Raw genomic sequence first — 13,651 nt, forward strand, 5'->3', positions numbered from 1 at the left:
TGTATTGTTAAAACGATACAAAATTTCCTACCTTACAAATCTGTAAGAGTAGAAGTTAATTTTTATTGCTACTATATCATTAATAAAGGCTAAAGGAGATTTTATATGGCACGTCAACGTAAGAGAAAAACAATGTCAAAGCGTAAAAAATGGATTATTATTGGAGCGACAGGACTTGTCCTCTTAGGCGGTGGGTACATGGTAACGCATGCTATCCTTAATTCGACCGCTCAGACAAGCCCTTATACCGTAGCTAGGGTCACAAAAGGAAATTTAGCCTCATCAACGATTCTAACGGGAAAAGCAAAATCAATCTCTGAGCAATATGTTTACTACGATCCTGCAAAGGGAACTGACCCTACTATTAACGTTTCTGTCGGTGATCAGGTCACTGCGGGTCAGGCTCTAGTGCAATACGATAGTGCTTCGGCTCAGGCTGACTATGACGCTGCTGTTCGAGGCTTGAATCAAGCTGCGCGTGACCTTGAAGCTTTCAGGCGTGATAATGCAGCTATTGCAGGAACGGCGGAGTATAATAGCCAATTGCAATCTCTAAATGATGCTTACGCTAATGCTCAAGGCGTTGTCACTAAAGCTCAGCAGGCTCTCAATGCAACGACTGTTACCAGCGATGTTGCCGGAACAGTTGTAGAGGTAGCTGAAAGTGTCAATCCCTCAACCCAAAACAGCCAAACTCTGGTTCACGTCGCCAGTGAGGGGCAGATGCAGATTCAGGGGACGTTAACAGAATATGATTTAGCCAATGTCAAAGTGGGCCAAACTGTTACCATCAAATCTAAGGTTTATCCAGATAAAAAGTGGACCGGTACTATCAGTTATATTTCAAATTACCCTAATGAAAAATCTGATGACAGTGGTTCTTCTGGCTCAGATAATTCTGACTCTTCAAGCTCTTCTAGCGCTACCTATGACTATAAAGTTGATATCAACAGTGACCTTGGCGATTTGAAGCAAGGTTTCACGACATCTGTAGAAGTTGATAATAGCAGTGAGGGTATCCTAGTGCCGGTCAAGGCTGTTGTCACTCAAAATGACAATTCTTATGTCTGGATTTATGATAAAAAATCTGGAAAGGTCACTAAACGCAAGGTAAGTCTTGGCAGCGCCGATGCCAAGCAGCAGCAAATCCTATCTGGTATTGATGAGGGGCAAGAAGTCATCAGTAACCCTAACAACAATCTGAAGAACGGGCAAAATGTTTCAGATTCTGTCAGCAAGAACTAATGAGGTGATGACCATGAATGAGGCAAACGTTTTAATAGAATTGCAGGGCATTACCAAATCGTATCGCAACGGAGAACAAGAATTGCAGGTTCTTAAAGGCATTGATTTAACAGTAGCTAAAGGTGAATTTCTTGCTGTCATGGGGCCATCAGGATCAGGAAAGTCTACGCTTATGAATATCATCGGCCTGCTCGACCGTCCCACTTCAGGTTATTATACCTTATCAGGAGAAGCGGTAGAAGAACTCAGTCCAACTGAGCAGGCTCATGTTCGCAATGAGGAACTAGGCTTTGTCTTCCAACAGTTCTTCCTCCTATCTAAGCTTAATGCTCAGGATAATGTGGAGTTGCCCCTGATTTATGCTGGGATGAGCGGCTCCAAGCGTCGTCAACTTTCCCAACAGTTTCTGGAGAAGGTTGAGCTGGCGGATCGAAGAAAACACCTGCCATCAGAATTATCAGGTGGGCAAAAACAGCGGGTAGCTATCGCTCGCGCCTTGGTCAACAACCCTTCTATTATCCTAGCGGATGAACCAACTGGAGCGCTGGATACTAAAACCAGCAACCAGATTATGGAATTGCTAACCCAGCTCAATCGTGAAGGTAAGACCATTATCATGGTAACCCATGAACCTGAAATTGCTGATTATGCAAGGCGTAAGATTGTGATCCGAGATGGTGAAATCACCTTGGATACAACGGACAGTGTCCGTATTGAATAAGGGAGGTTATGATGCAAAATTGGAAATTTGCCCTCGGCTCGATCATGGGGCATAAAATGCGCTCCTTTTTGACTATGTTGGGAATTATTATTGGGGTAGCAGCTGTATCTCTGGTTTTAGCTCTGGGTGCAGGATTTAAGGATAAAATGTCCGAGAATATCGCAAAGGCACAGCATGATGTTCAAGTCTACTATACTTCAAATTCAGATGACAACCAAGAAGATGATATTATTACGGATAAATTACCTAAAAATGCTCCCAAAGTACAGGAGTCATGGCTCCAAACCATTGTTAATAATGTTGATGGTATAAGTGGCTATTATATTACCAATACGACTTCGGCTAATGTTTCTTACAACCAAAAGAAGTCTAAGCAGGTCAATATAACAGGGGTAAGTCAAAGTTATTTTGATGTTAAAAAATACAAAATATTAGCCGGACGCAGATTTAATACCGGTGATTATAAGCAGTCTTCTCGCTACATTATGATTGATCGAAAAGTATCCCAAAAACTATTTTCTGATTATAATAGTGCTTTAAATAACATTATTGATGTCGGTGGTAAGAAATTTAGAGTTGTTGGTGTTTATAAAGATCCTGATGAGAGTACAAATTATTCAATGTATCCCAACGGGACAGCCATTTTAACCAATACCGTATTAGCATCGGAGTTTAATGTAGATGAAATCGGTGGTATCTATATTCATGTACCTGATGTCAATCAGTCTCTAAAATCAGGGAAAGCTGCAGCCAAGCAGTTAACCAAGCTCTCAGGTGCTTCCGGAGGTCATTTTGAAACGTATGACCTGACTGAAGCTATCAAGCAATATCAAGCTCAGATTTCAACCATTACAACTTTTATTGGTATTATGGGGATTACTACTCTCTTAGTCGGTGGTATTGGTGTTATGAATATTATGCTGGTGTCTGTAACCGAACGAACAAGAGAAATTGGTTTGCGAAAAGCTTTGGGAGCCACTCGCCGTAATATCTTGATGCAGTTTTTGATTGAATCCATTGTTTTGACTCTGATAGGTGGTATGATTGGACTATTATTAGCTTCAGGTTTAGTTGGCATGCTTAGAAGTGCCGGTGATTCAATTGGTTTAGGTAAACCAGTCGTTTCATTCAACACGATTGTCAACAGTCTGCTGGTTTCTGTTATTATTGGAGCGGTATTTGGTCTCTTACCAGCAAATCGAGCAAGCAAGTTAGATCCTATTGAGGCTTTGAGATATGAGTAACAATTTACCCACATCGCATGAAGATGTGATTGGAAAGAAGATGTGATTGGAAATTGGAAGAAAGTTTAACGAGGGAAGCTATATAAAGCTGTGACTGTCCATATTAGGTGGTTTATTCTGCTTATTTCAAATTATCTTTTCAGTTTTATCAAACGATATTTGGAATTTCTTTCCAAATATGATCTATAATCGTATTTAGGAAGTATTTGGATAGTCTTTCTTTTCAACGGCATTTTTAAACATAGCGCTATTAATTATCGGAAGGATCGATAATTAATAGATATCATATTAGGAATGAAAAAGAACAGCGATTGAGTGTGTAGTTTATTCTGGACACTTTATTGCACACAAGTTTATTAAGAGGCACAGGGAAAATACTCAATTATTAATATGGTAGTGATTTATCAATTTTGTTTGAATAATTGGGTTATAATAAGCAGATGTTTAACGATAATTCATTTAATGCATTTGCTGGTACGTATTACTGTAAAGAACTGTCAAGTTTTTTTCTTGACAGTCTTATTATTTGTGCTATACTAGTTACAGTAGAGGGCGTGGGACTAGCTCGTACGGCCTTGATAAACAAAAAATAGAAAAGAGACTTTACAAAATGGCAGTAAAAATCCGTTTGACTCGTATGGGTTCTAAAAAGAAACCTTTCTACCGTATTAACGTTGCAGATTCACGCGCACCACGTGATGGTCGTTTTATTGAAACCGTAGGCACTTACAATCCATTGGTTGCTGAAAACCAAGTGACTCTTAAAGAAGACCGTGTTCTTGATTGGTTAGCTAAAGGTGCGCAACCTTCTGATACCGTTCGTAATATCCTTTCTCGCCAAGGGGTTATGAAGAAATTCCACGATTCTAAATACTCAAAATAAGAAGGCTTAGCCTATGGATACCATTGAAAATCTTATTATCGCTATCGTCAAACCCTTGATTTCGAAACCTGATAGCTTCAATATTAAAGTAGAAGACGGCTCTGAGTTTATGGAGTACCACCTAGATTTAGCTCCGCAGGACATCGGTCGGATTATCGGGAAAAAAGGCCGGACCATCACAGCGATAAGGTCGATTGTCTATTCGGTACCCGTTGAAACTAAAAAGGTTAGAATCGTTATTGATGAAAAGTAGCAGCTGTGGCTGTTGCTTTTTTAGTGAAAAAACAACAGTCTAAATTTGACAATAGCACCTGCTTTTTAACTGAGTGAAGTAGTTGGGGGTTATGTATACTCATGAAACAGAACGGGAGCTGATAGGCGTTTTTTCACACTTACTATTGACAAGCCGTATTTTTTTAAGTAAAATAAAGAAGCATTGGGGTATAGCCAAGCGGTAAGGCAAGGGACTTTGACTCCCTCATGCGTTGGTTCGAATCCAGCTACCCCAGTTTTTTTATGCTTCTATGCCAAGCCGGTGTGGCGGAATTGGCAGACGCGCTGGACTCAAAATCCAGTGTCCTCACGGACGTGCCGGTTCGACCCCGGCCACCGGTATAGAAATGCACCCTTGGCTCAACTGGATAGAGTACCTGACTACGAATCAGGCGGTTAGAGGTTCGAATCCTCTAGGGTGCATAGCGAGGTCCTCTTCTTGAGAGGGCTTTTTTACTTTACGTTGCTAGTGTTCTCTGTACAATAGACTTTTATTTCAAACATGGACATGGTAAAATAGTGAGGAAACTCTAAGGAAAAGGAATTGTTATGAATTATTATAACGTTGGTAAAATCGTCAATACGCAAGGGCTCCAAGGAGAGATGCGCATCTTATCAGTGACGGACTTCGCAGAAGAGCGATTCAAAAAAGGGGCGAAATTAGCCCTTTTTGATGCCAAGGATGATTTTGTGATGGAAGTTGAAATTGCCAGCCATCGTCAGCATAAGAACTTTGACATCATTAAATTCAAAGGAATGTACCATATCAATGACATTGAAAAATTTAAGGGGTACAGTCTTAAGGTGGCTCAGGACAATTTATCTGATCTAGCTGATGGCGAATTTTATTACCATGAGATTATTGGTCTTAATGTTTATGAGAATAATGAAAAAATCGGTGTTGTAAGAGAAATTCTTCAGCCAGGAGCCAATGATGTCTGGGTCATCAAACGTTCAGGCAAGCGTGATTTGCTTTTGCCTTATATCCCTTCAGTTATTTTAAATGTGGATATTGAGGCTAATCGTATTGACGTTGAGGTACTAGAAGGACTTGACGATGAAAATTGATATTTTAACTCTTTTCCCCGATATGTTTGCTCCTCTGGAACAGTCTATTGTCGGTAAAGCACAAGAGAAGGGGCTGGTAGATATCACCTATCATAATTTTAGAGACAAGGCTGATAAAGCTCGACATGTTGATGATGAACCGTATGGTGGTGGACAGGGGATGCTGCTGCGTGCTCAACCGATTTTTGATACCATGGATAAATTATCCGCTAAAAATCCTAGAGTTATCTTGCTGGATCCAGCAGGGCGACGTTTTAATCAGACTTACGCGGAAGAATTGGCGCAAGAGGAAGAGTTGATTTTTATCTGCGGACACTATGAGGGCTATGATGAACGAATTAAGAGTCTAGTTACTGATGAAATTTCACTGGGCGACTTTGTGCTGACAGGAGGTGAGCTGGCAGCGATGGCAATAGTAGATGCGACTGTTCGACTAATTCCAGACGTTATCGGCAAGAAAGTCAGCCACCAAGATGATAGTTTCTCATCAGGACTATTAGAATATCCTCAGTATACACGACCTTATGATTATCGCGGCATGACGGTACCTGATGTTTTGATGAGTGGGCATCACGACAATATTCGTCTCTGGCGGATGGAGCAGAGCTTACGCAAAACTTTGGAGCGACGGCCAGATCTTTTGGAAACATATGAACTGAGCGAAGATGAGCAAAAGATTCTAAATAAGATCAAACAAGAAATAAATAAGTAAGAAAGGGAGATCTATGCTTGAGCAAAAGATAACAGATATTACTATCATTGGCGGGGGACCGGTTGGTCTTTTTGCGGCTTTTTACGCAGGTTTGCGTGGTATGAATGTTAAGATTATCGAATCTCTATCGGAACTGGGAGGACAGCCGGCCGTTCTCTATCCGGAGAAAGTCATTTACGATATACCAGCTATGCCGGCTGTCAATGGTTTAGAGTTGACACAAAATCTGCTGAAGCAGCTTGAACGCTTTAAAGAAACAACTGATATTTGCCTGAAAGAAGAAGTTTTGACCTTTGAGAAGACAGATGATTATTTTACTATAAAGACGACAAAGAACAAGCACTTTAGCCGTGCCATCCTCATTGCCTGTGGGAATGGTGCTTTTGCTCCTCGAAGACTGGGACTGGAATCAGAAGAGCAGTATGCTGATCGCAATCTATTTTACAATGTCCGCAACCTAGAAGATTTTTCCGATAAGAAGGTTGTAATCTGCGGGGGTGGTGATTCGGCAGTGGATTGGGCTTTGCACTTGGAACCTATAGCTGAGAGTGTAACGATTGTACACCGTCGGGATGCCTTCCGTGCACATGAGCATAGCGTGGAGCTGCTGAAAAATTCTTCTGTAAAATTAATGACCCCTTATGTTCCTTTAGCTTTAAAAGGTGATGGCCAAGAGGTCACTAGTTTAACCGTTCAGAAGGTCAAAGGTGAGGAAGAGGCGGAAATAGATCTGGATGCTCTGATTGTTAGTTTTGGATTTTCAACCAACAATAAAAATCTCAGAAACTGGGGACTTGATTACAAACGCTCCAATATCCAAGTTTCACCTGTTTTTCAGACCAGTCAAGAAGGCGTCTATGCGATCGGCGATGCTGCAGACTATGCCGGTAAGGTTGATTTGATTGCTACTGGCTTTGGTGAAGCACCCACCGCTATCAATCATGCTATCAACTATATCTACCCAGAACGCGATAATCGTGCTGTTCATTCTACGTCACTTATCAAAGAATAATCAATACTTCAGCCAAGCATAAAATCAGCTTGGCTTTTATTATGAAAGTTTTTGGTAGAAAATGCTTGACATTGAATGAAATTAGCCTATAATGGAGATTGTAAACGATTGCAAAGGAGGTGCTGGTATTCTCAAGTCAGAACGTAAAAATCTGATTATGGCTAAGATTCATGATCAGAACTTCGTTACTTTAGATAGTTTAGTGAGCCTTTTACAGACTTCTGAATCAACGGTGCGTCGGGATTTGGACGAGTTGGAGGCTGAACGTAAGCTCCATCGGATCCATGGCGGTGCTGAAAAACTGCATAGCCTACAAGAAGAGCTCAGTGTTCAGCAAAAGTCTATCAAGAATGTTCAAGAAAAAAGGCTGATTGCCCACAAGGCTCAGAGTTTGATTGATGAAAATGAAGTCATTTTTATTGAGGCTGGAACAACAAATGAACTCTTGGTTGATGAATTGACTAGGACGGATATAACGGTTGTGACCAATTCTCCCCACCACGCTATTAAGCTGGCGGATAAGAAGATCCCCACCATTATTATTGGAGGGGAGCTCAAGTGGGCCACGGATGCCAATATCGGTCCCATCGCTTTTAATCAGATCAGTCAGTTCAACTTTGATAAGGCTTTTTTGGGAACTAACGGGATAGATAATGAAAATCTTACAACCCCTGATATCTATGAAGCTACTATCAAACAGGCTGTTATTGCTAGCAGTGAGGAGACCTTCGTGCTGACAGACAGTACCAAATTAGATCAGATAGCCTTTGCTAAATTTGCTAAGCTGTCTGATGTAACTGTGATTATTAACCAGTCTTCAAAGGCAATCGTCGATACTTTAAAAGAAAAAACGAAGGTGATAGAAGTATGATTTACACAGTAACCCTCAACCCTTCCATCGACTATATCGTTCGTCTAAATCATGTCGTTATAGGTAATGTTAACCGCATGGATAGCGATGATAAATTTGCAGGGGGAAAGGGTATTAATGTCAGCCGTATCCTGCAGCGTTTAGGTATTGATAACACAGCAACAGGTTTTATCGGTGGTTTCACAGGCAAGTTCGTTGAAGATGGCTTACTTGCTGAAAGCATTAGGACTAAATTTATAGCCGTTGATCAGGATACGCGGATCAATGTTAAGATTAAAGCAGACGCTGAAACAGAAATCAACGGCCCTGGTCCTCAGGTAACACCTCATCAGCTGGCCCAGCTAGAGGAATTTCTTAGTAAGCTAACGTCTGATGATACCGTTGTCTTTGCAGGTTCAGCTCCGGCCAACCTTGGTAATCAGGTTTACAAACGCTTGATTCCTACTGCCAGAGAGACAGGAGCTCAGGTCGTCTGTGATTTTGAAGGTCAAACCTTGCTGGATGCTTTGGAATACCAGCCCCTTTTGGTCAAGCCCAATAATCACGAGTTGGAGGCGATCTTTGATGTTAAACTAAATGGCCTCGCTGATGTTGAAAAGTATGCACGAGAAATCCTAGCTAAAGGAGCTCAAAATGTTATCATTTCTATGGCAGGGGATGGTGCTCTTTTGGTAACACCAGAGGCCGCCTACTTTGCTAAACCGATCAAAGGAGAGGTGAAAAACTCTGTTGGTGCGGGTGATTCTATGGTAGCAGGTTTCACAGGTCAATTTGTCCGAACCAAGGATGCGGTTGAGGCGCTTAAGTGGGGAGTTGCCTGCGGAACATCAACAGCTTTCTCAGACGATCTAGCTAGCATTGAGTTTATAGAGGAAACATATCAAAAAGTAGAGGTAGAAAAACTATGAAAATTCAAGATCTCCTAAGAAAAGAGGTCATGTTGCTTGATTTGCAGGCGACTACCAAAGAAGCTGCTATTGATGAAATGATCAATAGCTTGGTGGATAAAGGAATCGTAACGGATTTTAGCACCTTCAAAGAAGGTATTATGAACCGTGAAGCACAGACATCGACTGGCTTAGGCGATGGAGTTGCTATGCCACACAGCAAAAATGCAGCTGTTAAGGAAGCAACGGTTCTCTTTGCTAAATCAGCAAACGGTGTCGACTATGAAGCACTTGATGGTCAGCCAACAGATTTATTCTTCATGATTGCAGCGCCGGATGGCGCCAATGATACGCACTTGGCCGCCCTAGCTGAGTTATCTAAGTATTTGCTGAAGGATGGCTTCGCTGATAAGTTGCGTCAGGTAACAACCCCAGAGGAAGTCATTGCGACTTTTGATCAGGCGGAAGAAGAAAATAAGGAAGAAGCCGCTGCACAGCCAGCTCAGGCTGCATCTGATGATAAGCCATTGGTTGTCGCTGTTACAGCGTGCACCACCGGTATTGCCCATACCTATATGGCCGAAGAAGCCCTTATCAAACAAGGTGAAGAGATGGGAGTTACCGTTCGTGTTGAAACGAATGGCGCGTCCGGTGTCGGTAATGCCTTAACTGCAGATGAAATCAAGCGTGCCAAGGGTGTCATTGTAGCAGCCGATAAAGCTGTTGAAATGGCTCGTTTTGATGGCAAGCAACTGATTTCTCGACCTGTTGCCGAAGGTATTAAGAAACCTGAAGAACTGATTAACACCATTTTGGACGGTAAGGCTGAAACATATACAGCAGCTCAAGGCGAGGCAACTGCTTCAGCTGATGAGGGCGAAAAGCAAGGGCTAGGTTCGGCTTTCTATAAACACCTTATGAGTGGAGTATCACAAATGCTGCCATTCGTTATTGGCGGTGGTATCATGATTGCTTTGGCTTTCTTAATTGATAACATCCTTGGTGTCCCTCAAGACCAGCTTGGTAATCTTGGTGTTTACCACCAATCGGCCGCCATCTTCAAGCAGATTGGTAATGCCGCTTTTGGGTTTATGTTGCCAGTGCTAGCAGGTTATATTGCCTATTCGATTGCTGAAAAGCCTGGTTTGGCCTCAGGATTTGCAGCTGGCTTCATCGCTTCTAATGGGTATGCGATCAATACGGTTGCTTATTTCTCAGGTAGCAAAGCTGCTCAAAATCCTAACTTAATTCCATCTGGTTTCCTAGGTGCCCTAGTTGGTGGTTTCATTGCTGGTGGGGTAGCACTTTTACTTAAAAAGTACGTCAAGGTTCCTCGTTCTTTAGAAGGTATTAAGTCTATCTTGCTTTTACCCTTGCTTGGTGTTGCTATTACAGGATTCTTGATGCTTCTAGTCAACATCCCAATGGGAGCCATTAATACTGCTCTCAATAACTTCCTAGAAGGCCTGTCAGGTAGTTCTGCCGTCTTGCTGGGCCTTATCGTTGGAGCTATGATGGCTATTGATATGGGTGGACCATTTAATAAGGCAGCTTATATTTTTGGGACAGGGACTTTAACTGCAGATGCTCTGTCCAATGGTGGTTCAGTAGTTATGGCGGCTGTTATGGCTGCAGGTATGGTTCCACCACTTGCCGTTTTTGTGGCAACTCGTATCTTCCCTAATAAATTTAGCCAAGAAGAACGCGATTCTGGTTTAACTAATATTGTGATGGGACTCTCCTTTATCACTGAAGGTGCCATTCCATTTGGCGCAGCTGATCCAGGACGTGCTATCCCAAGCTTTATGGTTGGTTCTGCCCTTACAGGTGCTCTAGTTGGTCTTTCTGGTATCAAACTGATGGCTCCCCATGGTGGTATATTTGTCGTTGCCCTAACGACTAACTGGTGGCTCTACCTTGTTTACGTTGCTCTTGGTGCAGTAGTGTCCGGTATCATCTTTGGCGCTCTTCGTAAAGAACAAGGAGCCTGAGACTTTCCTTATAAAAATCCTCGTTGAAAGGCGAGGATTTTTTCTTTAAGTTAATTAAGGCTCTCAGTGAGAATGATTATGTGGGTCCTATTTTTATGGAATCAACTATGCTAAAATTCTCTCTTCTTTTTTTATCTTACGAATTAAAAGGTAGGAGGAACTTTATGTATACTATTGAAATTCATCAGGATACTTTACGTCCCCGAGAGCGTCTATTAGCTCAAGGGGCAGAACAGTTGAGCAATCAAGAATTATTAGCAATTTTATTGAGAACTGGGACTAAGCAGCAGCATGTTTTATCCTTAGCCAATAATATTTTAGAAGCTTTAGATAACCTAGCAGATTTTCGGTTGCTATCTTTGGAAGAATTACAGGCAATTTCTGGTATTGGTCGTGTGAAATCCATTGAAATTAAGGCTATGTTAGAATTTGCTAAAAGAGTTAACCAAGCTGCGAACACTTCGGGCGAACGTATTATTTCCAGTGAGCAGCTAGCAAAGAAAATGATTGCTGATTTAAGGGATAAACGTCAAGAACATCTTGTTGCTCTTTATTTAGATACACAAAATCGTCTGATTAAGCAACAAACAATTTTTATTGGCAGTGTCCGTCATTCAATTGCTGAGCCAAGGGAGATTTTGCACTATGCCTGCAAGGTTATGGCAACTTCAGTTATCATTGCCCATAACCATCCGTCTGGACAGTCTAACCCTAGTCAGCATGATATCACCTTTACGAAAAAAATAAAACGATGCTGTGATGATCTGGGGGTAGAACTCCTAGATCACATCATCGTTGGTTCAGGTAGTTATTATAGCTTTCGAGAAGAAACGGACCTTATTATTTAAAGTTCATTGACAAAATAGTTGAAGAGTTCCTGATCGGCTTTTCGGTTACCAATAAGCAATTCCGGGTGCCATTGCACACCCATGAAGTGGATGTCGGGGTGATTAGATTCAACGGCCTCGATCGTTTGATCGTTTGGATCTTCAGCAATAACATCTAAAAAAGGAGAAAGTTCCTTGATACTTTGGTGATGAAAAGAATTGATAGAGCTTTGAGTACCATAAATCTCAGCTAACCTAGTATGATCTTTAACCGCCATATCATGATAGAGGTAGTCTGACGGTTTATCTTGCCAGTGATTCTCTATTGCTTGATTGAGACTGCCTCCCAATGCAACATTCATCAGCTGGGTGCCGCGACAGACAGAAAAAATAGGTTTTTCTTGACGAATTGCCTCATCAATAATCGCAAATTCAAAATCATCTCGACGCCGCAAAAAATCATTATCGCTAGCTTGATTCACTTCGTGATAAAAGTCGGGATCCACATTTTGACCGCCGATTAAGAGGACTTTATCAACCATAGAGACATAGGGCTTGGCATCTTCTATTTTTCCAATAGGGAATAAAAGCGGGAGACCGCCGGCTTTTTTGACACCCTCAACAAAGCCTGTTGGAGCGTAGCTCCAAGGAATATCATCATTGGGATTGGGTCTTTCATTAGTAGTAATGCCGATAATAGGCTTTGATTTCATAGGCAACCTCCTAGATAAGAATTGGGTAACATAAGTCGAAAATAGGATCGGGGTTCTGGAACAGTCATGTCAATGTTAGGTAATTATTGGCTCTGATTCATAAAATACAGGAGGGTTTGTAACTCACTAGTTAAATCAACATACTGGACAAATACGCCCTTAGGAAGACTAAGGTTAACAGGTGAAAAGCTAAGAATACCTTTGATACCAGATTGGACTAATTGCTCTGAGACCTCCTGCGCCTTAACACTGGGAACTGTTAGAATGGCGGTATGGCAGTCAGCACCATCCAAGCGATCTTTTATAGTCGAGATACCATAAATAGGAATATCGTCATCGGTTTTTGTGCCTACAAGTACATTATCATCGGTATCAAAAGCCATAATAATCTTCATTTTATTGCGTTCATGGAAGCGGTAGTGGAGCAAGGCTCGCCCCATATTCCCGCAGCCTACCAAAGCTACATTTGTGATAGAGTGATCGTGAAGAATATCGGCAAAAAAATTCATTAATTTTCTAACATCATAGCCAAATCCTCGGCGCCCTAATTCTCCAAAATAAGAGAAGTCTCGACGAACGGTGGCAGAGTCAATCCCAATCGCTTCAGCAATCTGCTTAGAGCTAGCTTTTTCAATATTTTCAGCATAAAAACGTTTGAAAGTTCTATAGTAAAGCGACAAACGTTTGGCCGTAGCCTTAGGAATAGATTTATCAATAGCCATAGAAACTATATCTCCAATCCTTTAGAGTTCAATACTACCTTAATTGTAGAATAAGTTTGTGAAAACTGCAACAAATTAGTGATAAAAAAATCCTATGGTTATCATCGAATTCTTTTATCGATTCACAAAAAGACTAAATCTCCGTTTTAGTGAACACATCGCGCTCAACCAAGCTATCCATTAAGAAATAGAATTTATCTTGAATAATACGCGTTTTATCCGTCTTAAAAATGTTAACCTGCCGCAAGCCAGACTGATCCGTAATAATAAGTTTGAAAGATTGTAAGTCCTTATTGATCGTAATTTTAAGTGGGAAGCCGTTACCAGAATTTGGAATTTCCTCCAAAAGGCGATTCAGTTCGTAGTGGCCTAGCTTGTTCTGGGTAAAGGTCATATCACCCAAGGTGTACTTCTTAAGATTAGGGTTAATAGAGTAGCTGTAGTGACAATCAGGAAGATAGATCGTTTTTTCAAAAGCCATA

Annotated in this window: 15 protein-coding genes and 3 tRNA genes; 15 read left to right on the forward strand and 3 right to left on the reverse strand. The window is 41.4% G+C overall.

Translation table 11 applies throughout. The features are described from left to right. Positions 1-105 precede the first annotated feature (105 nt). From AC4HAO_RS02485 to radC, 15 genes are all read left to right on the forward strand, one after another. Entirely contained in the window at positions 106-1,245 is a 1,140-nt protein-coding gene (locus tag AC4HAO_RS02485) for an efflux RND transporter periplasmic adaptor subunit (RefSeq protein ID WP_447452339.1), read from the forward strand. Positions 1,246-1,258: 13 nt separating this feature from the next. After that, positions 1,259-1,966 (forward strand): ABC transporter ATP-binding protein, encoded by a 708-nt coding sequence (locus AC4HAO_RS02490; RefSeq protein WP_447452346.1) that lies wholly within the window; start codon positions 1,259-1,261, stop codon positions 1,964-1,966. 11 nt (positions 1,967-1,977) lie between these two features. Beyond that, the gene (locus AC4HAO_RS02495) at positions 1,978-3,210 is read left to right on the forward strand and encodes an ABC transporter permease (protein ID WP_491093185.1); all 1,233 of its coding nucleotides are present in this window, start codon (positions 1,978-1,980) and stop codon (positions 3,208-3,210) included. 610 nt (positions 3,211-3,820) lie between these two features. Continuing rightward, on the forward strand, positions 3,821-4,093 hold the full coding sequence (gene rpsP / locus AC4HAO_RS02500) for a 30S ribosomal protein S16 (protein ID WP_447452340.1): 273 nt from the start codon (positions 3,821-3,823) through the stop codon (positions 4,091-4,093). A 13-nt stretch (positions 4,094-4,106) separates the two neighbouring features. Continuing rightward, complete coding sequence (locus AC4HAO_RS02505) at positions 4,107-4,346, forward strand: KH domain-containing protein (RefSeq protein WP_491093186.1); 240 nt, start codon at positions 4,107-4,109, stop codon at positions 4,344-4,346. 184 nt (positions 4,347-4,530) lie between these two features. Beyond that, positions 4,531-4,602, forward strand: a tRNA-Gln gene (locus AC4HAO_RS02510). A 22-nt stretch (positions 4,603-4,624) separates the two neighbouring features. Further along, positions 4,625-4,708 (forward strand) — tRNA-Leu (locus AC4HAO_RS02515). A gap of 7 nt (positions 4,709-4,715) precedes the next feature. Next, a tRNA-Arg gene (locus tag AC4HAO_RS02520) sits at positions 4,716-4,789 on the forward strand. A 126-nt stretch (positions 4,790-4,915) separates the two neighbouring features. After that, positions 4,916-5,434 (forward strand): ribosome maturation factor RimM, encoded by a 519-nt coding sequence (rimM, locus tag AC4HAO_RS02525; protein WP_491134481.1) that lies wholly within the window; start codon positions 4,916-4,918, stop codon positions 5,432-5,434. Beyond that, positions 5,424-6,146, forward strand: a complete 723-nt coding sequence (trmD, locus tag AC4HAO_RS02530; RefSeq protein WP_491093188.1) for a tRNA (guanosine(37)-N1)-methyltransferase TrmD — start codon at positions 5,424-5,426, stop codon at positions 6,144-6,146. Before rimM ends, trmD begins: the two co-directional genes overlap by 11 nt. Positions 6,147-6,159: 13 nt before the next feature. Continuing rightward, positions 6,160-7,158 carry an NAD(P)/FAD-dependent oxidoreductase gene (locus tag AC4HAO_RS02535; RefSeq protein ID WP_491093189.1) on the forward strand — a complete coding sequence of 333 codons (999 nt, stop codon included), beginning with the start codon at positions 6,160-6,162 and terminating at the stop codon, positions 7,156-7,158. Between the two features lie 127 nt (positions 7,159-7,285). Beyond that, positions 7,286-8,029 (forward strand): DeoR/GlpR family DNA-binding transcription regulator, encoded by a 744-nt coding sequence (locus tag AC4HAO_RS02540; protein WP_447451456.1) that lies wholly within the window; start codon positions 7,286-7,288, stop codon positions 8,027-8,029. Next, complete coding sequence (gene pfkB / locus AC4HAO_RS02545) at positions 8,026-8,937, forward strand: 1-phosphofructokinase (protein ID WP_491134482.1); 912 nt, start codon at positions 8,026-8,028, stop codon at positions 8,935-8,937. The genes AC4HAO_RS02540 and pfkB overlap by 4 nt, the downstream gene beginning before the upstream one ends. Then, a complete protein-coding gene (locus tag AC4HAO_RS02550) occupies positions 8,934-10,907 on the forward strand; it encodes a PTS fructose transporter subunit IIABC (protein ID WP_491093191.1) in 1,974 nt (657 codons plus the stop codon). Before pfkB ends, AC4HAO_RS02550 begins: the two co-directional genes overlap by 4 nt. A 164-nt stretch (positions 10,908-11,071) precedes the next feature. Continuing rightward, positions 11,072-11,755, forward strand: a complete 684-nt coding sequence (gene radC, locus AC4HAO_RS02555) for a RadC family protein (protein WP_491093192.1) — start codon at positions 11,072-11,074, stop codon at positions 11,753-11,755. On the opposite strand, the gene AC4HAO_RS02560 is transcribed toward radC, so the two are convergent. The 3 genes from AC4HAO_RS02560 to AC4HAO_RS02570 all read right to left on the reverse strand — a co-directional run bounded on the left by AC4HAO_RS02560 (position 11,752) and on the right by AC4HAO_RS02570 (position 13,650). Further along, complete coding sequence (locus AC4HAO_RS02560; RefSeq protein WP_491093193.1) at positions 11,752-12,447, reverse strand: gamma-glutamyl-gamma-aminobutyrate hydrolase family protein; 696 nt, start codon at positions 12,445-12,447, stop codon at positions 11,752-11,754. The two genes, radC and AC4HAO_RS02560, sit on opposite strands and share 4 nt — an antisense overlap. Positions 12,448-12,530: 83 nt before the next feature. Then, positions 12,531-13,169 (reverse strand): redox-sensing transcriptional repressor Rex, encoded by a 639-nt coding sequence (locus AC4HAO_RS02565; protein ID WP_491093194.1) that lies wholly within the window; start codon positions 13,167-13,169, stop codon positions 12,531-12,533. A gap of 133 nt (positions 13,170-13,302) precedes the next feature. Next, positions 13,303-13,650: a DUF1831 domain-containing protein gene (locus AC4HAO_RS02570; protein ID WP_447451438.1), complete on the reverse strand. Its 348-nt coding sequence runs from the start codon at positions 13,648-13,650 to the stop codon at positions 13,303-13,305. Position 13,651: the final 1 nt, after the last annotated feature.

It is taken from the genome of Streptococcus sp. ELY_137, assembly GCF_058314515.1.

Excerpts from the sequence above, each read along its gene's own strand:
- pfkB (WP_491134482.1), top strand. The coding sequence starts at position 8,026 with ATGATTTACACAGTAACCCTCAACCCTTCCATCGACTATATCGTTCGT.
- trmD (WP_491093188.1), top strand. The coding sequence starts at position 5,424 with ATGAAAATTGATATTTTAACTCTTTTCCCCGATATGTTTGCTCCTCTG.
- AC4HAO_RS02570 (WP_447451438.1), bottom strand. The coding sequence starts at position 13,650 with ATGGCTTTTGAAAAAACGATCTATCTTCCTGATTGTCACTACAGCTAC.
- AC4HAO_RS02490 (WP_447452346.1), top strand. The coding sequence starts at position 1,259 with ATGAATGAGGCAAACGTTTTAATAGAATTGCAGGGCATTACCAAATCG.
- AC4HAO_RS02550 (WP_491093191.1), top strand. The coding sequence starts at position 8,934 with ATGAAAATTCAAGATCTCCTAAGAAAAGAGGTCATGTTGCTTGATTTG.
- AC4HAO_RS02535 (WP_491093189.1), top strand. The coding sequence starts at position 6,160 with ATGCTTGAGCAAAAGATAACAGATATTACTATCATTGGCGGGGGACCG.
- radC (WP_491093192.1), top strand. The coding sequence starts at position 11,072 with ATGTATACTATTGAAATTCATCAGGATACTTTACGTCCCCGAGAGCGT.
- AC4HAO_RS02565 (WP_491093194.1), bottom strand. The coding sequence starts at position 13,169 with ATGGCTATTGATAAATCTATTCCTAAGGCTACGGCCAAACGTTTGTCG.
- AC4HAO_RS02485 (WP_447452339.1), top strand. The coding sequence starts at position 106 with ATGGCACGTCAACGTAAGAGAAAAACAATGTCAAAGCGTAAAAAATGG.
- AC4HAO_RS02505 (WP_491093186.1), top strand. The coding sequence starts at position 4,107 with ATGGATACCATTGAAAATCTTATTATCGCTATCGTCAAACCCTTGATT.
- rpsP (WP_447452340.1), top strand. The coding sequence starts at position 3,821 with ATGGCAGTAAAAATCCGTTTGACTCGTATGGGTTCTAAAAAGAAACCT.
- rimM (WP_491134481.1), top strand. The coding sequence starts at position 4,916 with ATGAATTATTATAACGTTGGTAAAATCGTCAATACGCAAGGGCTCCAA.
- AC4HAO_RS02560 (WP_491093193.1), bottom strand. The coding sequence starts at position 12,447 with ATGAAATCAAAGCCTATTATCGGCATTACTACTAATGAAAGACCCAAT.
- AC4HAO_RS02495 (WP_491093185.1), top strand. The coding sequence starts at position 1,978 with ATGCAAAATTGGAAATTTGCCCTCGGCTCGATCATGGGGCATAAAATG.